The 17,747-nt window shown below is 70.8% G+C and carries 13 protein-coding genes, 1 tRNA gene, 1 other RNA gene and 1 pseudogene; 4 read left to right on the top strand and 12 right to left on the bottom strand.

All coding sequences use genetic code 11. The annotated features are described in order from the left end of the window. Together ABZW18_RS16355 and ABZW18_RS16350 are read right to left on the bottom strand one after the other, a co-directional pair. Window positions 1–161 (bottom strand): annotated as a pseudogene (locus ABZW18_RS16355) (GPP34 family phosphoprotein); the annotation flags it as partial. Between the two features lie 608 nt (window positions 162–769). After that, window positions 770–1,000 carry a hypothetical protein gene (locus tag ABZW18_RS16350; RefSeq protein WP_356187747.1) on the bottom strand — a complete coding sequence of 77 codons (231 nt, stop codon included), beginning with the start codon at window positions 998–1,000 and terminating at the stop codon, window positions 770–772. A 177-nt stretch (window positions 1,001–1,177) separates the two neighbouring features. Between ABZW18_RS16350 and ABZW18_RS16345 the strand changes: the two genes are divergently transcribed. Then, the gene (locus ABZW18_RS16345; protein ID WP_356187745.1) at window positions 1,178–3,085 is read left to right on the top strand and encodes a prolyl oligopeptidase family serine peptidase; all 1,908 of its coding nucleotides are present in this window, start codon (window positions 1,178–1,180) and stop codon (window positions 3,083–3,085) included. Here the strand turns inward: ABZW18_RS16345 and ABZW18_RS16340 are convergent. The 10 genes from ABZW18_RS16340 to ffs form a co-directional block, all read right to left on the bottom strand. Continuing rightward, on the bottom strand, window positions 3,058–3,969 hold the full coding sequence (locus tag ABZW18_RS16340) for an SURF1 family protein (protein ID WP_356187743.1): 912 nt from the start codon (window positions 3,967–3,969) through the stop codon (window positions 3,058–3,060). The two genes, ABZW18_RS16345 and ABZW18_RS16340, sit on opposite strands and share 28 nt — an antisense overlap. Window positions 3,970–4,240: 271 nt before the next feature. Beyond that, entirely contained in the window at window positions 4,241–5,422 is a 1,182-nt protein-coding gene (locus ABZW18_RS16335) for a hypothetical protein (protein WP_356187741.1), read from the bottom strand. Next, window positions 5,419–5,994, bottom strand: a complete 576-nt coding sequence (locus ABZW18_RS16330) for a SigE family RNA polymerase sigma factor (RefSeq protein ID WP_356187739.1) — start codon at window positions 5,992–5,994, stop codon at window positions 5,419–5,421. Before ABZW18_RS16330 ends, ABZW18_RS16335 begins: the two co-directional genes overlap by 4 nt. A gap of 361 nt (window positions 5,995–6,355) precedes the next feature. Continuing rightward, window positions 6,356–7,417 (bottom strand): aspartate-semialdehyde dehydrogenase, encoded by a 1,062-nt coding sequence (locus tag ABZW18_RS16325; protein ID WP_356187737.1) that lies wholly within the window; start codon window positions 7,415–7,417, stop codon window positions 6,356–6,358. Then, window positions 7,414–8,688, bottom strand: a complete 1,275-nt coding sequence (locus ABZW18_RS16320; RefSeq protein WP_356187735.1) for an aspartate kinase — start codon at window positions 8,686–8,688, stop codon at window positions 7,414–7,416. Before ABZW18_RS16320 ends, ABZW18_RS16325 begins: the two co-directional genes overlap by 4 nt. A 481-nt stretch (window positions 8,689–9,169) precedes the next feature. Continuing rightward, window positions 9,170–9,847: a DUF5063 domain-containing protein gene (locus ABZW18_RS16315; RefSeq protein WP_356187733.1), complete on the bottom strand. Its 678-nt coding sequence runs from the start codon at window positions 9,845–9,847 to the stop codon at window positions 9,170–9,172. After that, window positions 9,840–10,439, bottom strand: a complete 600-nt coding sequence (recR, locus tag ABZW18_RS16310; protein WP_356187731.1) for a recombination mediator RecR — start codon at window positions 10,437–10,439, stop codon at window positions 9,840–9,842. The genes ABZW18_RS16315 and recR overlap by 8 nt, the downstream gene beginning before the upstream one ends. 142 nt (window positions 10,440–10,581) lie before the next feature. Continuing rightward, on the bottom strand, window positions 10,582–10,890 hold the full coding sequence (locus ABZW18_RS16305) for a YbaB/EbfC family nucleoid-associated protein (protein WP_356187729.1): 309 nt from the start codon (window positions 10,888–10,890) through the stop codon (window positions 10,582–10,584). Between the two features lie 399 nt (window positions 10,891–11,289). Beyond that, on the bottom strand, window positions 11,290–13,548 hold the full coding sequence (locus ABZW18_RS16300) for a DNA polymerase III subunit gamma and tau (RefSeq protein ID WP_356187727.1): 2,259 nt from the start codon (window positions 13,546–13,548) through the stop codon (window positions 11,290–11,292). 113 nt (window positions 13,549–13,661) lie between these two features. Continuing rightward, window positions 13,662–13,758, bottom strand: an RNA gene (ffs, locus tag ABZW18_RS16295) — signal recognition particle sRNA small type. Between the two features lie 73 nt (window positions 13,759–13,831). Here ffs and ABZW18_RS16290 point away from each other — a divergent pair. The 3 genes from ABZW18_RS16290 (at window position 13,832) to ABZW18_RS16280 (ending at window position 17,719) form a co-directional block, all read left to right on the top strand. Beyond that, window positions 13,832–13,916, top strand: a tRNA-Ser gene (locus ABZW18_RS16290). 1,263 nt (window positions 13,917–15,179) lie between these two features. Beyond that, window positions 15,180–16,520, top strand: a complete 1,341-nt coding sequence (locus ABZW18_RS16285) for an EsaB/YukD family protein (RefSeq protein ID WP_356187725.1) — start codon at window positions 15,180–15,182, stop codon at window positions 16,518–16,520. A 26-nt stretch (window positions 16,521–16,546) separates the two neighbouring features. Then, on the top strand, window positions 16,547–17,719 hold the full coding sequence (locus tag ABZW18_RS16280; protein WP_356187723.1) for a hypothetical protein: 1,173 nt from the start codon (window positions 16,547–16,549) through the stop codon (window positions 17,717–17,719). Window positions 17,720–17,747: the final 28 nt, after the last annotated feature.

The raw sequence follows: 17,747 nt of genomic DNA, 5'->3' as shown, positions 1-17,747 counted from the left end.
TGGCCCGGCACGATGTGATCGCCGTCCAGTCCGATGGCCTGGGCATCCAGGAGGTCGATCGCCTCGGCTCCCGCGAGCGCAAGCGACAGAGCGCCAGGCTCCACAGGACGACTGGACGCCATGTCCGTCGCAACGATCAACAGGTCCCGCGGTGTGGTCATGAACGGCTCCATGCCAGCACGAGAGCTCGATCAACCCTGGCCGCCGGAGGCCGCCCGGATCCTCCGGTACTCGGGCGAGCTGTACCACGCCTTCGCCTTCGCCATCCGGGGAACCCGAGCAGCGCCACCGAGCCCGGCCGTCTCCTTGGAGGAGCTGTACCTCGGCGCCTGGCGCGAGCCACTCTCCGCCGTAGTGCGCTGTGAAGTCGGCGTGACGCTTGAACTCCCAGGACGGGCCGCCGTAAGTGATCCGTGCGCTGAGGGTCGAGACGTTCCTCCAGCGGTCCAGCCCACCGTGGACTTCGAGCACACGCTCAAGCAGTGCGTCCATCGCTTTACTCCTGCGCCTCAAGGAGCTGGAGACGAGCGGCGTCGCGCGCCTGGTGGAACTCGGTCCATCGGCGGGCACTCCCGTATACGAGCTTACGGAGTGAGGACGGCAGCTGCATCCCACGCCGATCGCGGTGACCCGGTGCCGGCACCCACCGCTGCCGGTGGCCCTGAGCAGCCTTCGTTTGCATGGGCCGACCCAACGGGCCTCGCCTGCGGATCAGCGTTTGCGACGACTCTGACGACGCCGCCGACGCCCCTGCCGGACCGGGAGTGGCCTAATCCTCGGGCAGGCTCTCCCAGGCCTCGCCCTCCCCGAAGAGCTCGTACCCGTGCTCGGCCGCGATCTCCGCGGCGTGGGTCCGGCTGCGGATGCGCACTTCGTGTCTACGGCTTTTGACCGCGGGCCGGGGGCTGTCGTCCTTCTCGGTCGCCACGATCGCGTAGGTCTCATAGACCACCTGATCAGGCGTTTTCTTGCTCCAGACCACATGCATGCTGGTTCCCATCGGGCTCACTCCCCGGAGGACGCGTCCACTGATTTCAGCTTCTCACCTGAAGAGGATCATCGCCCCATATCGGCCCCGCTGCCCCCTGAGCTGCGGCTCCGCGCACGCAAAGAAGAGTTGTCCACAGGCTGGGAGCCCCGTCGGCGCCCTGTCCGTGGGTCTGCGCAGAATGGGGTCATGACTGACGAGACCACTGGGTCCACTGGGTCCACCGGCTCCATGCCGGACTGGGAGAAGCGCTTCAGGGCACCGCGGATCGGGCTGCCGGACTGGGCGGAGAATGCGCCCGACCGGTCGCTGTTCGTGTCGAATGCGACGGGGACGTACGAGCTGTACGCATGGGACCGGACGAGCGGCGCGCAGCGGCAGGCCACGGACCGGCCGAACGGTACGACGGACGGTGTGCTGTCACCGGACGGCGAGTGGATCTGGTGGTTCAGCGATACGGACGGCGACGAATTCGGGGTCTGGCTCCGGCAGCCCTTCGGCGGTGGCGAGGACGAGCCCGCGGCGCCCGGTCTGGAGCCCTCGTACCCCGCCGGGCTGGCGCTGGGCCGGGACGGCACCTCCGTGGTCGGGCGGTCCACGGACGAGGAGGGGTCGACGGTCCATGTCATACGGCCGGGTGGTGAGCCGGTGGAGATCTACCGGCACCGCGAGTCGGCCGGCGTGGGCGACCTGTCGCACGACGGCACCCTGATCGCGGTGGAGCACACCGAGCACGGCGACGCGATGCACTCCGCCCTGCGGGTCCTGCGCCTCGACGGCACCGCTGTCGCCGAGCTGGACGACACCAAGGGCGGGACCGAGGAGCTGGGACTGTCCTGCCTGGGATTCGCGCCGGTCGACGGGGACTCGCGGATGCTCGTCGGGCACCAGCGCAGGGGCCGCTGGGAACCGATGATCTGGGATCCGCTGTCGGGAGAGGAGACGGCGCTCGCCATCGATCTGCCGGGAGAGATAAGCGCTGAGTGGTTCCCGCAGCCGCACCAGGGCGCGCAGGGGCCCGCCTCGCCGAAGGACGGCGAGGAGAGCCGCCTCCCGGACCGGTCGGCGCTGCTGATCGAGCACAGCCACCAGGCCCGCAGCGAGCTGTGGCGGTACGAGCTCACCTCCGGCGAGCTGGTGCGCCTGGAGACTCCGGCCGGGACGGTGTCGGAGGCGACTGCCCGCCCGGACGGGTCGGTTGAGTTCCTGTGGTCCTCGGCGGCGCTGCCGCCGGTGGTCCGGTCGACGACCGGGCGAACAGTGCTGGACCCTCCCGCCGGCTCTGCCGGCGGGACCCCCGGCCTGAAGGCTCCGGAGTCCGTCCCGGTCACCGACGCATGGGTGGAGGGCCCGGGAGGCCGGGTGCACGCGCTGGTGCAGAAGCCGGAGGGCCCGGGCCCGTTCCCGACCGTCTTCGACATCCACGGCGGGCCCACCTGGCACGACAGCGATGCCTTCGCCGCCGGGCCGGCGGCCTGGGTGGACCACGGCTTCGCGGTCGTCCGGGTCAACTACCGCGGCTCGACCGGATACGGCCGGGAGTGGACGGATGCCCTCAAGCACCGGATCGGGCTCATCGAGCTCGAGGACATAGCGGCGGTCCGCGCTTGGGCGGTGGAGTCCGGGCTCGCCGATCCGGAACGACTGGTGCTCGCGGGCGGCTCGTGGGGCGGCTATCTGACGCTGCTCGGGCTCGGGACGCAGCCGGAGGCCTGGGCGCTGGGCCTGGCGGCCGTACCGGTGGCGGACTATGTCACCGCCTACCACGACGAGATGGAGGCGCTGAAGGCGATGGACCGCACTCTGCTGGGCGGTACGCCGGAGGAGGTGCCCGAGCGCTTCGAGGCGTCGTCACCCCTGACGTACGTCGACCAGGTGCGGGCGCCGGTCTACATATCGGCGGGTGTGAACGATCCGCGCTGCCCCATCCAGCAGGTGGAGAACTATGTACGGAGGCTGGAGGAGAGGGGCGCTCCGCACGAGGTGTACCGGTACGACGCGGGGCACGGGTCCCTGGTCGTGGAGGAGCGGATCAAACAGCTGCAGCTGGAGATCGACTTCGCGCTGCGCTACTTGCCCGCGCCTGCTGTGGGCTGAGGGGACGGAAGCTCGGTCCGCTCCGGCGGAAGGCCCAGTGCCAGATCGCGCTGGGCCTCCGCCTCCCGGCGGAAGAGGCGGAACCACATGAAGATCACAAAGCCCGCGAAGACGAACCACTCACCGGTGTAGCCGAGGTTCTGGAAGGCCTTGAGGTCGAGGCCGCTGCCCTCGACGGCTGTCGGCGGCACCGGTCGCAACGCGCCCGGTGTTCCGGTTCCGGCGCCGATTTCGGTCCCGGCCTCGGTTCCATTCCCGGCCCCTGCCCCTGCCCCTGCCTCGGCTCCGGCTCCGGCTCCGGCTCCGGCTCCGGCTCCGGGGAGGGTGATCCACGCGTCGTACACCTGGTACGGCACGAGGTTGACCAGTGATGCCGCGCTGATCATCCCGAGCTGGCCGTCCGGGAGACCGCCGCCCGCGTGGACTCCGTCCGTGCCCTGGTTCTCCGAAGCCTGGAGTGCGCCGGTGACGGTGACCGTGCCCTCCGGCGGGGCGGGGACATCGGCGGTGCCGGCGTCCCCGGGGAGCCAGCCTCGGACGACCGGCAGCGCCTTGCCGCTGTCGGCCGTACGCAGCAGGGTGAGGACGTAGAAGCCGCGCTTGTCGTCCAACCGGCGGTCCGGGACAAGCAGTTGGTCCTCGTAGCGGCCGGTGGTACTGGCGAGCCGGCCGGAGGTCTCGGTGGTGACCGGCAGCAGATCGGTCAGCGGCGCGGCAGCCGCCCTCGCGTGGGTGACCTCGTTCCGCTGCTGCTCCTGGTGGGATTCCACACGCGCCTCGAAACGGCTGAGCTGCCAGCTGCCCATGAAGAGGCAGAAGGGTACGCCGATCGCGACGAAGAGGTTGATTCCCCACCAGCGGGGAGTCAGCAGGAACCGGTACACACCCCCACGGTACGGGCCCCCGGCCGGCCGGCCCCCTCCGGGGTCCGGCCTGGGCGGCGCCCCGCCCGGTCCGCCGAGCGCGGCTCGTGCGGCCCTTCGGCGGAGGCAGCCCGGCCGACGGGACGGATCCGTGGGCATGGGTCCGCCCGCTCTCCCCTCCCGAGGTCTGCCGCCCTCCCGAGTCCTCCCGAGTCCTGTCGGGCCTCACGGGGGCCTGCCGACAGCGGTACGCGCAGCGTCCGGGCACAACGGCTGTGCCGCGGAGCCGGGTTCAGGACGCTGCCAGCGCTCCCGTGCGGTAGATCGTGCCGGCGCAGGCGTTGGTGATCGTCGCGCCGGCGGCCGCGGGTTCGCCGGCCTGCGGCGTGTGGCTGAGCGCCACACTGCCCGCGGGTTCGGTGGCCGGCTCTTCGGCCGCCGTCTGGGCCGCCGCGTCCGAGCCGGGCTCGCCCGTACTGCCGGGGTCCGGGGACGTATCGGGGTCGGGACAGCCGCCCGAGCCACCATCGGCCGGGATCCAGGCGAACTTGACCTCGTACCCGTGTCCGGGCTGGAGGATCACCTGCTGCGGCTGACCGTCCGGGTCGGGAAGTCCGGTGGCCGCGTCGCCCGCCGTGTGGTCCACAACCGTGATGCGGGTGCTGTCGGCGCTGCCCTGCGCGGTCGCGATGACGAGCCCGCCGCCGTCGACCGTGCAGGTCGTCCCCGAGGTGTTGGTGACCCGGAACGAGCCGTAGACCGTGCTCCCGCCGTCCATCGTGCCGGGCGAGGCAACGCCGTTGGCGAGCTGGTTGCGGGTACACGTGGGCGAGGTGGCCGCCATGGTCTCGGACGGGCCGGTGCCGCCGCCGACAGTGCCGCCGCCCGGCTCCCTGGTCCTGCCGTCCTTCTTGCCCTTGCCGTGTTTCCCGTCCTGGGTGGCCTTGCCGGACGGCTCGCCCTTCTCCCGGTGACCGTCCCCGTTCTCGTTCACCGCGCCGCCCCCGGCGCCGCCGTGGGTGCGCTCGCTGTGCCCGGCGTTGGCCGGCCGGTCCTGCGTCGCGTCGCCGCTCCGCGCGACATGGATCAGCGCGGGCACCGCCGCCCCGACGAGCACCACCGCTGCTGCCGCGCCGACGAGTGCCTGCCGCTTACGGGCCCGGCGGGCCGGGACGGCGCGCCGCAGATGTTCGAGGGCATCGGGCGTCGGCTCGATCTCGTCGACCACGCTGTGCAGCAGCCGCCGGAGCGCCAATTCGTCGGCCGGTTGCCCGTCGGAGCCGTCCAGGTCGTCCGGTCGATCCAGGTCGTCCGGTCGATCCAGGTCGTCCGGTCGGTCCGGGCCGTCCGGTCGGTCCGGACCATCCAGGCCGTCCGGTCCGTTCAGCGCTTCCCGTCCGTCCAGGCCGTCCAGGCCGTTCGACCGCCCTTCCGGGCCGGCCTGGCTGTCCGGGCCGTAGTCCTTCTCACTCATGCCGGGGCCTCCATGGCGACGCGAAGCGCCGCGATCCCCCGCGAGCCGTACGCCTTGACCGAGCCCAGCGATATACCGAGTGTCTCGGCCACCTGCGCTTCCGTCATATCGGCGAAGTAACGCAGCACGAGCACCTCGCGCTGCCGGCGCTGCAGTCCTCGCATCGCCTTGATCAATTGATCGCGCTCCAGCTGCTCGTACGCCCCCTCCTCCGCGCTCGCCATGTCGGGCATCGGCTTGCTGAGGAGCTTCAGCCCGAGGATCCGGCGACGCAGCGCGGAGCGGGACAGATTGACGACCGTCTGCCGCAGATAGGCGAGGGTCTTCTCCGGTTCGCGGACCCTGCTGCGCGCGGAGTGCACGCGAATGAACGCCTCTTGTACGACGTCCTCGCAGGAGGCGGTGTCGTCGAGGAGGAGCGCGGCGAGGCCGAGCAGCGACCGGTAGTGGGCGCGGTAGGTCTCGGTGAGGTGATCGATTGTGGTGCCGGCTGCCATCGCCTCGTCAGTGCCCTCGCGCTGCGACGGTATGCGTGTGGGACGCGCGGCAGGCATGGGAGCGATCACCGGCATACCGCCGGTTGCACGGGGACGGAGCGGACGCAGAACCGCTGCGCCGCCCCCGGGGGTCGCTGAAATGCCGAGTACCTCTGCCACGCTTGTTGGACACGCTTCCCCCCGTCAGGGTTGTACGCGTGAGCCACCGCTTTTGACGAAGCATCAAATGACCTCATGCGCACCGTTCTTTCCCAAATGCCCCAATTATCACAGCGACTTTGAACGACGGCAGCAAAGACGCTCCCCACCCAACTGCCGGTTGCAGTGGGCGGGGAGCGAATAGTCGAACAGATCACTGGTCCAGTTCAAGTGGTACGGACCAGCGACTTGATCACACAATCTTCACAAGTCCTGCGGGCTACGATCGTACGCCGTTCTACGCGCCGGCGAACTCCGCCGCCACAACTTCCGCGATCTGGGCGGTGTTCAGCGCGGCGCCCTTGCGCAGGTTGTCGCCGCACACGAAGAGTTCCAGCGCCTTCGGGTCGTCCATCGAGCGCCGCACCCGGCCGACCCAGGTCGGGTCGGTACCGACGACGTCCGCCGGCGTCGGGAACTCGCCCTCGGCCGGGTTGTCGCACAGCACCACGCCCGGCGCACCACTGAGGATCTCGTGCGCCTTGTCGACCGTCACGTCGCTCTCGAACCGCGCATGGACGGTCAGCGAGTGCGTGGTGATCACGGGCACGCGCACGCAGGTCGCGGTGACCCGCAGGCCGGCCAGCCCAAGGATCTTGCGGGACTCGTTGCGGACCTTGAGCTCCTCGGAGGACCAGCCGTCCTCCTTCAGCGAGCCGGCGAACGGCACCACGTTGAGTGCGATCGGCGCCGGGTAGGGGCCGAACTCGCCCACCGCGCGGCGTACATCGCCGGGCTGCGTGCCCAGATCCGTCCCCGCGACCTTGGCGATCTGGTCGCGGAGCGTGTCGACACCCTCCTTGCCCGAGCCGGAGACGGCCTGGTACGAGGAGATGATCAGCTCGGAAAGGCCCCACTCGGAGTGCAGCGCACCCATGGCGACGATCATCGACAGGGTGGTGCAGTTGGGGTTGGAGATGATGCCGCGCGGGCGGACCCGTGCCGCGTGCGCGTTCACCTCGGGTACGACCAGCGGCACGTCCGGGTCCATCCGGAAGGCTCCGGAGTTGTCGACCGCGACCGCGCCCTTGGCCGCGGCGATCGGCGCCCACTCCGCCGAGACCTCGTCCGGCACGTCGAACATCGCGACGTCGACGCCCTCGAAGGCCTCTTCGCTCAGCGCGACGACCTCGACCTCCTCGCCGCGCACGATGAGCTTCTTTCCGGCCGAGCGCGGGGAGGCGATGAGACGGATCTCGCCCCAGATGTCGGCGCGCTCCGAGAGGATGCCGAGCATCACGGTGCCGACGGCGCCGGTGGCGCCGACGACGGCAAGGGTGGGCTTACGGGCCGCAGTCATCGACCGGTACCTCCGTACACGACGGCTTCGTCGCTCTCGCTGTCCAGGCCGAAGGCGGTGTGCACCGCGCGGACGGCCTCGTTGACGTCATCCGCACGGGTGACGACCGAAATGCGGATCTCCGATGTGGAGATCAGCTCGATGTTGACCCCGGCGCCCGAGAGCGCCTCGAAGAAGCCCGCGGTGACGCCCGGGTTGGTCTTCATGCCGGCGCCGACGAGCGAGATCTTGGCGATCTGGTCGTCGTAGCGAAGCGACTCGAAGCCGATGGCGCTCTTGGTCCGCTCCAGCGCCTCGATGGCCTTGCGTCCCTCGGTCTTGGGCAGGGTGAAGGAGATGTCGGTCAGACCGGTGGAGGCCGCCGAGACGTTCTGCACCACCATGTCGATGTTGATCTCGGCGTCCGCGATGGCACGGAAGATCGTGGCCGCCTCGCCGGGCTTGTCCGGCACCCCGACGACCGTGACCTTCGCCTCGGACGTGTCGTGGGCAACCCCCGAAATGAGTGCCTGCTCCATCGGCTGGTGGTCCCCTCGCTGCTCGTTGCTGACCCAGGTGCCCCGGAAGCCGGAGAACGACGACCGGACGTGGATCGGAATGTTGTATCGGCGTGCGTACTCGACGCAGCGGTGCAGGAGCACCTTGGAGCCGGAGCTGGCGAGCTCCAGCATGTCGTCCGCGGAGATCCAGTCGATCTTGCGGGCCTTCTTCACGACCCGCGGATCGGCGGTGAAGACACCATCGACATCGGTGTAGATCTCGCACACCTCGGCGTCCAGCGCGGCGGCGAGTGCCACCGCGGTGGTGTCGGATCCGCCGCGGCCGAGGGTGGTGATGTCCTTCTTGTCCTGGGACACCCCCTGGAAGCCGGCGACGATGGCGATGTTGCCCTCGTCGACCGAGCTCTTGATCCGACCCGGCGTGACGTCGATGATCCGCGCTTTGTTGTGGACCGAGTCGGTGATGACTCCCGCCTGGCTGCCGGTGAACGATTGCGCCTCGTGTCCGAGGTTTTTGATCGCCATCGCCAGCAGCGCCATGGAGATCCGCTCTCCGGCGGTCAGCAGCATGTCGAACTCTCGTCCGGCAGGGATCGGGGATACCTGCGCAGCGAGATCGATCAGCTCATCCGTCGTATCGCCCATCGCCGAAACCACGACGACCACCTGGTGGCCGGTCCTCTTGGCTTCGACGATTCGCTTGGCGACGCGCTTGATGCCTTCGGCATCCGCAACGGAGGAGCCGCCGTACTTCTGCACGACAAGGCCCACGTGCGCTCCTCGTAACTCTGTCTTCCGGGGACCCCGTATCGGGATCCTTCGGTCGGCTCAGTCTAACGAGCAGGCGGAATCAGCCATCTCAATATCGCATTGTGAGACACGTTGCTCACTCCGTGATCATTGAGACGTGCCGGACTCCCGTGCCCGCTCCGCGATTGCCCCTGCCCAATACCAGGCGGAGCACACCGGAACGTAACCCAGGTCACATCCGTGCCAAACCGGACCGCGGCCGGTTCCGGCCGGTTCGATGCGTCACCGGCACGCGTGGACAGTCGCTCGGTCCCCCGACCGGCGGCTTTCGGTTTTCGCCCTGGCAGGAAGCCAGGGCCGAGGCAGGGACCGGGCAACGCCGTCCTGACGGAACGGTCGGCCGGCCGGCCGGAAGTGGGCGCGAAAGCCGGGCTCAGGCACCGGGCCAGGGGCTCAGGGCTCAGGGCGCCGGCCTCCGGCCTCCGAGCTCCGGCCTCCGGGCTCAGCGGCGGACGCGTGCCGGACGGAGGCCCAGCGGGGCCGCGATCTCCTCGGCCATCACCCGGCCCGCCTCCTCCTCCAGAGATCCGTCGTCCGAGGCCGCCTCGGCGTCCGTGTCCAGGCCGTCCAGCTCGTCCAGCGGGCTCTCGGTACGGATGTGGGCCAGCAGCGACTGGAGGGCGCGGAGCGCGGCGGAGGCGGTGGGGCCCCAGTTGGAGAAGTACGAGAACTGCCACCACCACAGGGCCTCGGAAACCCGGCCCGCCCGGTAGTGGGCCATCCCGTGCCGCAGGTCGGTGATGATGTCCGCGAGGTCGTCGGAGATCCGGCAGGCCACGGGCTCGCTGCGCGGCACGTACGGGTCGAAGACCTCGGAGTAGACGTCCGCGGGGTCGAGCAGCTCGGCGAAGCGCTCGCGCAGCTCGTCGACGTCATCCGGCTCCGGGCCGGTGTCCGCCTCGTACTGCTCCTCGGGAACGATGTCCTCATGCGCGCCGAGCCGGCCGCCCGCGAGGAGCAGCTGGGACACCTCCAGCAGCAGATACGGGATCGCGCTACCGGGTTCGTCGCCCTTCGCCACTTCCGTGACGGCGACGATGAAGCTCTCGATCTGGTCGGCGATCTGAACCGCGAAGTCGTCCGGATCCTGCTTGCTGTCGTGCAGCGTGGCGTCAGACATCGAGAAGTCGTCTCCCTTCGAAGGCACGGCCCAGCGTTACCTCGTCGGCGTACTCCAGGTCTCCCCCTACAGGGAGCCCGCTGGCCAGTCGCGTGACCTTCAGTCCCATGGGCTTCACCATGCGCGCAAGGTAGGTGGCGGTGGCCTCCCCCTCGAGATTCGGGTCGGTGGCCAGGATCAGCTCGGTGACGGCGCCGTCGGCGAGCCGGGCCAGCAGCTCCCTGATCCGCAGGTCGTCCGGACCCACGCCCTCGATGGGGCTGATGGCCCCGCCGAGCACGTGGTAGCGGCCCCGGAACTCACGGGTCCGCTCGATTGCGACGACGTCCTTCGGCTCCTCGACCACGCAGATGACCGCGCGGTCCCGGCGCGGGTCCTGACAGACCCGGCACTGCTCCTCCTGCGCGACATTGCCGCAGACGGCGCAGAACCGGACCTTGGCCTTGACCTCGGTCAGTGCGTGGGCGAGCCGGCGGACGTCGGCCGGCTCCGCCTGGAGGATGTGGAAGGCGATCCGCTGCGCGCTCTTGGGACCGACGCCGGGCAGCCTGCCCAACTCGTCGATGAGGTCCTGGACCACGCCTTCATACACGGAACGCCGTCTCCTTCTTCTTTCCTGCCACGTACGCTAGTTGATCCGCATTAAGGACCGGATCAGAATGGCCAGGTCGAGCCTTCGGGCCGGGGCCCGCCCGTCAGGAGCCGCCGGCCGGGAGACCGCCGGGTCAGCCGGGTCAGAAGGGGAGACCCGGCATTCCGCCGAGGCCCTGGGCGAGCGGGCCGAGCTTCTGCTGCTGGAGTTCCTGCGCTGCGTTGTTCGCGTCCCGGACGGCCGCGAGAACGAGATCCGCGAGGGTCTCCGTGTCCTCAGGATCCACGGCCTTCGGGTCGATGACCAGGCCCTGGAGCTCGCCGGCTCCGGTCACCGTGGCCTTGACGAGCCCGCCGCCCGCGGACCCTTCGACAGGGGTCTCGGCCAGTTCTTGCTGGGCCGCGGCGAGATCCTGCTGCATCTTCTGTGCCTGCTGAAGCAGCTGCTGCATATCGGGCTGCCCACCACCGGGAATCACGGCTTCACTCCTGGCATTCGACGACTTTTGTTCGGTAGCCCGAGCCTACGTGGTCAGGGGACGCCGCGCGCTACGCCGTGGGGAGGAGCCCCGGTCGGCGGCGCGGCGGAGCGGAGCCGCGGGCTCCGGCCGACGACGAGTACGCGCCGCGGCCCGGGGCGGGGTCCACATTGGGTCTCCGGCGATACGGGTTCCGGGCTCCGGGCGGTACGGGTTCGGGGGCTCCGGGCGCCCCACGGGATCCGGTCTCCGGTCGCACGCGTGCGGGCAGTTGTGGCGAATGCCGTTGTGCACGAGGTCCGTGGAGCGGCGAAGCACGGAGCGGAGGTCAGGGGTCATGGAGCGGTGCGGCCGGGGCCGGGGGCAGATGCCCTACTCGTTCGTGTACTCCTCCACGACCGTCGCCCCGAGCTCCCGGACGATCAGGTCGTGCCCACTCAGGGCCGTGTCGTCGAGGTCCGGGTCGTCCTCGGTGGGCATGTCGTCCTCCGGCGCGACGGGCGGAGGCTCGGGCTCCCGGTACGACGGGGCCTCGGGCCGCGGCTCCGTCTCCGATGGAGCGGGCCGAGGAGCAGGTGCGGGGGTCGCGGGCCGTGCGGGAGGCTGCGCTTCCCGGGCCGGAGCCGGGGCCGATGGCCGCGGGGCCGCCGGGCCACCGCCGCCGAGGCCCGGGCCTGAGGCACCGCCTCCCTGCGCTCCGCCTCCCGACGGGTCGACGATCGCCTCGACCTTCCACTGGACGCCCAGTGAGTCGTTCAACGCCTGCCGGAGCACATCCTCGCTGCCGCCCCCGACGAAGCTGTCCCGGGCGCCGGCATTGGAGAAACCGAGTTGGAGCGTGGTGCCGTCAAAGCCCGCGACCTGGGCGTTCTGGCTCAGCAGGATCCAGGTGAAGCGGCGCCGGTTCTTCACCGCCTCAAGGATGTCCGGCCACTTCTGCCGGACCTGTACGGCACCCTGCGCCGCCCCCGGTGCGGGGCCGCCCGCCGCGGGTGTCGCGGGAGCCGGGGATGAGGGGGGAGTGGGAGACGCCGCCGGTGCGCCCGCGCCCGGCGTACCGGCCGAAGGCCAGCCACCGGGCTGCCGTCCGGCACCGCCGGAGGATTCGGTCTGGGGTGATCCGCCGCCGGGCCAGGCGCCCGGGCGGGAGACGGCGCCTCCCTGGCCCTGCTCGGCTGCCGCTCCGGTTCCCCCCGGCCGTCCGGGGGCAGCCGGTGGTGCCGCGGCTGCCTGTTCCGGCCCGGCCTGCGCCGCGGCCGCACCCTCAGGCACACCCGCACCGGCACCCGCACCAGCACCGGCACCGGATTGCGGTCCTGCCGCGCGGCCGGGCAGTGCCGCACGGGCAGCCGCCGGGCCGGATCCCGCAGCAGGAGCGGCGGGGGCGTGGGCAGCGGGGGCATGGGCGTCGTCCGGCCCCGGTACGTACCCCATCGCGGGGCCGGGCCCCGCTCCGGAGAGCCCGCCCGCGAGCGCACCCCGCTCCAGCCGGTCCAGCCTGGCCTGCATCGAACGCTCGTCGCCGAAGGCCGCCGGCAGCAGCACCCGCGCGCAGATCAGCTCGAGCTGCAGCCGCGGTGACGTGGCGCCCCGCATCTCGGTCAGACCCTCGTTGACCAAGTCCGCCGCGCGGCTGAGCTCAGCCGCGCCGAAGACCGCGGCCTGAGCCTGCATCCGCTCCACGACGTCCGCCGGGGCGTCGATCAGCCCCTTCTCCGCCGCCCCGGGCACGGCGGCGAGGATCACCAAGTCGCGCAGCCGTTCCAGAAGGTCGGCGACAAAGCGCCGCGGGTCGTTACCGCCCTCGATGACGCGGTCCACGATCTCGAACGCCGTGCTGCCGTCGCCCGCGGCGAAGGCATCGACGACCTCGTCGAGCAGCGACGAGTCCGTGTATCCGAGCAGCGCGGTGGCCATGACGTATGTCACACCGTCCTCGGCCGCGCCGGCGAGGAGCTGGTCCATGACGGACATCGAGTCCCGTACGGAACCCGCCCCGGCCCGTACGACCAGCGGCAGCACGCCGTCCTCGACCGGGATCGCCTCGCGCTCGCACACCTCGCCGAGGTAGTCGCGCAGCGTGCTGGGCGGCACCAGCCGGAAGGGGTAGTGGTGCGTGCGCGAGCGGATCGTGCCGATGACCTTCTCGGGCTCCGTCGTCGCGAAGATGAACTTGAGATGCTCCGGCGGCTCCTCCACCACCTTCAGCAGGGCGTTGAAGCCCGCCGAGGTGACCATGTGCGCCTCGTCGATGATGTAGATCTTGTACCGGCTCGAGGCCGGGCCGAAGAACGCCTTCTCCCGCAGCTCGCGGGCGTCGTCCACACCACCGTGGGACGCCGCGTCGATCTCGATGACGTCGATCGATCCGGGCCCGTTGCGCGCCAGGTCGCGGCAGGACTGGCACTCGCCGCAGGGCGTGGGCGTGGGGCCCTGCACGCAGTTCAGGCAGCGGGCGAGGATACGAGCGCTGGTCGTCTTGCCGCAGCCGCGCGGGCCACTGAACAGATACGCGTGGTTGACCCGGTTGTTGCGCAGCGCCTGCTGCAGCGGACCGGTGACATGCTCCTGCCCGATGACCTCGGCGAAGGTCTCGGGGCGGTAGCGGCGGTAGAGCGCGAGGGACGACACGCATACGACGATATCGGCCCGCACCGACAACCGGACCCGGCCGCCCGTCCGCCCCGACCCGGCGCCCGGCCGTCGGCTCCACGGCCGAGGGACTGAGCCGCCGGCGGGGGAAAAGAAAGGGCCCCCCACGCACCCGCCAGAGCCCGCCTACCCTTGCTGCCTTCCGGCCCTGGGGGAGTTCGGTGAGATGGCGCCACGTGAGGGGCTGAGCCCCACCCTAGCGGATAGGACGGGGTGAGAACGAGTTCGCTACCACTGCCTCGGGTCTTGTATTGTTTGCCGCGGAGGATTCGCCTAGTGGCCTAGGGCGCACGCTTGGAAAGCGTGTTGGGGGCAACCCCTCACGAGTTCGAATCTCGTATCCTCCGCACTGCTCTCACCGGGCAGAAACGAAGGCCCCGACCGGGAAACCGGTCGGGGCCTTCGTCGTACTCCGGTTCCCCGTCGGCGCCTTCGGGCGCGCGGCGCTCCTACGAGGCGCACGGCCATCGCCTCGCGCTGCGCCACCGAGCGCAGAGCGCCGAACGCCCGCGCCGAACGCCGAGGGATCACGTACGAAGTGGCCTCCCGGCGGCCGCACACGCCACGTGGTCGATCAACTCCGCTGGACCACACGCCGCACGCCGCCTCTACCTCTCCGGCGACCGCGATCACCATCCGCGGTTCGCCGACTTCTCCGTCGCGCCGACCGACCGCAGCCGCCCCCTTCGCATTCCTCTTTGACACAGCCACTGACCCGACCGGGATGAATGAGTGATCACCCGTGTTCATCGGACAAATTTCACTTCACTCGATGATGTCGTTCCCCACCGCCTCGCTGAGGAGTACGCCGATGACGGTTGTCCTCCTCGGACCCGCCCTCCAGTTACGCCGGACAAGAGCCGGACTGTCTTTGGCCGGGCTGTCCCGTCTCGTCCATTACATCCGAGCCGGATCGAGTCGGGGCAACGGACACCGACCACCGCGCTGGCCCTCCTGTGCGACGTAGTGCTCAAGGCGAACGGCGTACTCTCCGGCCTCGTGAACGGAACCGCCCCCGCCGTCGGGCCCGCGGCGTCCCGGGCATGTCCCCCACCGGCCCGCGCCCGCGTGCGCGGAAGCGCGTCCCGCACCGGACGACGAGGAGGACCGGCGGTCCGTCGTCCACATCCGGCGAGTTGGAGATCGCGGCCCCGACCATCGACGCCCTGCTGCTCGAGAGCGACGGGCGCTGCTCCTCCGTCGTACGGAGTCAACTCTGCCTGCTCGCGGCCTTGTTGCGTCGACGACGCGATCAGGGAGCAGCTGGGATGCGAGCGGACTTTCTTCACTGCGGAATGGACCGGCCCGTCCCCGGACCCCCACACGGTCGTCGGCGTCGATTCGGGAGACGCACCGCCGTCGGCCCGGCTCCGCAGCCTCGCCGACACCGGGACGCCCCACCGACGATGCGGACGGGTGCGTCTCCCGTAGCCGGGCGCCGGGCCGTTCGACCGTACGAGCCACCGGCTCATGGTCGGGACGCCGAGCGGCTCGAGGTCGTCCATCGCGAGCACGCCGGCCGAGCAGCAGCGGCCGGGCTCATGAACGAACGTTCCACGGAGACCTCGGTGCGCAGGTCGGCCCGATGATAACTTCGACCGGTGCTGAGTATGGGGGCTGCGCAAAGCGCCGAGTTGAGCCGCGTCACCCTGGTCGGGGAGCGGCGGCGAGTGGAGCTCGCGCTGCCGTCCGGCGAACCCATCGGCCGACTGCTGCCCGACGTGATCCGGCAGCTGGAGGACCGGATCTCCGGTGATCCGGCGCTGCGGCAACTCGTCACGGCCGACGGTGCGGTCCTGCCCCTGAGCGGCACCCTCGCCTCGGCCGGCGTCACCGACGGAGCCGTGCTGCGGCTGGTACGGACGCACAACGCCCCCTCCATGCCGGCCGTACACGATGTCGCCGACCAGGTGGCCGAGGCCCTCGACGTGCGCACCTGGCGGTGGCGGCCCGCCGTACGCCGGATCTCGGCCGGACTGGCCACCGTCGTCCTCGCCGCCACAGCCGCGGTCCTGGCGCGCGGCGCCTTCGGCATGTCGGCTGTCGCGCTGTCGCTGCTCGGCTTCACCCTCCTCCTGGCCGCCCTGAGCGCAGCGGCGGACCGGATCGGCAACCGCGGCCTCGCCGCGACCCTCGTCCTCACCGCCGGTGTGCTCGGCTTGCTGGCTGCGTGGACCGCCGCCGACGCTCACGCGTGGTCACCGGAGGCGCGGCTGGCCGCTGTTGCCGCAGCGCTCGTCGTGACACTCGTCCTGACCGGGCTGTTCACACCCGTCGGGCGCGGCGGGTACATCGGGGCAGGCGGGGTGGCGGCCACCACCGCCGTATGGGAACTGACCGCGCTGCTCCTGGACGATCCTGACCGGCTCGGCGCCACGCTGGTGGTGGTTTCGGTCGCGGTGCTGGGCCTCCTGCCGAGGCTCGCGCTGATGGCGGCCGGGCTGACGGCGCTGGACGACCACCGGTCGCACGGTGTCTCCGTGAGCCGCTACGGGGTCGACACCGCGCTGGCGGCGACGCACCGCGGACTGGCGCTCGCCACCATCGTCACCGCCGCGTCCGCCGTCGGCGCCGGGCTGCTCACCGTCGAAGTGGCAAACCCGTGGACGGTGTCGCTGACGGCAGTCCTCGCCGTGGTACTGGTGTCCCGCTCAAGGGCTTTCCCGCTCGTCGCGGAAGTCGTCGTGCTCCTCGCGGCCGGCACCGCGCTGCTGGTACGGCTCATCATGCTGTGGATGGAGAATGCGGACGGCCCACCGTACGGGCCGCTGGCTCTGCTGGGTGTGACGGCGGTGCTGCCGCTCGGCGTGCTCGTCCTGGAGCCCTCCGAGCATGTACGGGTCCGGCTGCGCCGCTTCGCCGACCTGGCCGAGTCCGCCGGTGTCATCGTGCTGTGCCCGCTCGCCGTGGGCGTGTTCGGTGTGTACGCACGACTGCTCAACGCGTTCTGAGCGCCACAGCCTTGAGGGGAAACGGAATGACCGGGAACGACTGGCAAGGTGATGTCCTGCATCAACTGACCGGCGATGCCCGCCATACGCCTACGCCTCCGTCACCCCCCGCGATTGCCCCCGCGGCACCCGCACTTCCGGATCACCCTCCGGAGCAGCAGGCGCCGCCAGAGCCCCAGCGGCCCCGGACAGAGCCCCGGCCACAGGCCCCGCCGCAACACCAGCCCCAGCACCAGCCCCAGCAGTCGGGCCCGCGGGTATCGCTGCCCACCCCCCTCTCCGCCGCGACGGTCGACCCCGAACTCGCGCGGGCAGAGGGCAAACCCCGTAACGGTGACTCGGCCGCCCGGCGTACCGGACGCAGCGTCCGCAAGCTGATCGGGTCCTCGGCGGCCAGGGAGGTCGAATCCGTCACCAAGGTCGCGCAGGAACTCCAGCAGCCGATCACCACCGGCCGCCAGATCGCCGTCACCAGCATCCGCGGCGGCGCGGGCAAGACCACCGTGGCAGCCCTCCTCGGCCGCACCTTCGAGCACTACCGGCACGATCCGGTACTGACCCTCGAGGCCGACCCCGCGCTGGGCACCCTCCCGGTCCGTCTCGGCGCCCCGGCCATCCGCTGGACCTGTAGCGACCTGGCCCGCATCGTCGACCCGTCCATGCAGCTCACCGACATCACCGGCTATCTCGTCCAACTGCCCGACGGCGGCTGGTTGCTGCCCGCCAGCCAGGGCAAGGTCGGCACCCGGCTGGAACCGTCCGAGTACGAGTCGGTCATGGTCGCGCTGCGCCGCTACTTCGCCATCACCGTGGTCGACAGCGAAACGCTCCCCAGCGACCTCGCCCGTACCGCCCTGGTGGCCGCCCACGCCCGCGTGCTGGTCACTCCCGCCACACTCGAGGGCGTGGCGAGCACCCGCTCGGTACTCAACTGGATGGCCGAAGTACCGCGCCCCAAAATGCTGCACCGCACCGTCGTCGTCCTCGTCTCCACCTCCCCGCACATGACCCTCGACATCGAGGCGGCCGCGGCGCATCTGCACCTGGAGGGCGTACGCGTGCTGGCCCTGCCCTACGACCGGCATCTCGCCGCAGGCGGCCCCATCCGGACATCGCTGCTCGCCCAGAGCACACGCGACTCCACCGCACAGCTCGCCGCGGAACTCCTCAATCGCGCGACAGGCGGCGGACGCCGATGACCACCCGGCTTGCAGCGGACCTCCTCCG

This window comes from Streptomyces sp. NPDC004647 (assembly GCF_040609575.1).
Lineage (GTDB): Bacteria > Actinomycetota > Actinomycetes > Streptomycetales > Streptomycetaceae > Streptomyces.
This window is presented reverse-complemented; position numbering and strand designations above follow the sequence as displayed.

What these genes read in the sequence shown, in the direction of transcription:
- ABZW18_RS16350 (WP_356187747.1), bottom strand. Translation starts at nt 1,000, where the DNA reads ATGGGAACCAGCATGCATGTGGTCTGGAGCAAGAAAACGCCTGATCAG.
- ABZW18_RS16345 (WP_356187745.1), top strand. Translation starts at nt 1,178, where the DNA reads ATGACTGACGAGACCACTGGGTCCACTGGGTCCACCGGCTCCATGCCG.
- ABZW18_RS16335 (WP_356187741.1), bottom strand. Translation starts at nt 5,422, where the DNA reads ATGAGTGAGAAGGACTACGGCCCGGACAGCCAGGCCGGCCCGGAAGGG.
- ABZW18_RS16330 (WP_356187739.1), bottom strand. Translation starts at nt 5,994, where the DNA reads ATGCCGGTGATCGCTCCCATGCCTGCCGCGCGTCCCACACGCATACCG.
- ABZW18_RS16325 (WP_356187737.1), bottom strand. Translation starts at nt 7,417, where the DNA reads ATGACTGCGGCCCGTAAGCCCACCCTTGCCGTCGTCGGCGCCACCGGC.
- ABZW18_RS16315 (WP_356187733.1), bottom strand. Translation starts at nt 9,847, where the DNA reads ATGTCTGACGCCACGCTGCACGACAGCAAGCAGGATCCGGACGACTTC.
- ABZW18_RS16305 (WP_356187729.1), bottom strand. Translation starts at nt 10,890, where the DNA reads ATGCAGCAGCTGCTTCAGCAGGCACAGAAGATGCAGCAGGATCTCGCC.
- ABZW18_RS16285 (WP_356187725.1), top strand. Translation starts at nt 15,180, where the DNA reads ATGGGGGCTGCGCAAAGCGCCGAGTTGAGCCGCGTCACCCTGGTCGGG.
- ABZW18_RS16280 (WP_356187723.1), top strand. Translation starts at nt 16,547, where the DNA reads ATGACCGGGAACGACTGGCAAGGTGATGTCCTGCATCAACTGACCGGC.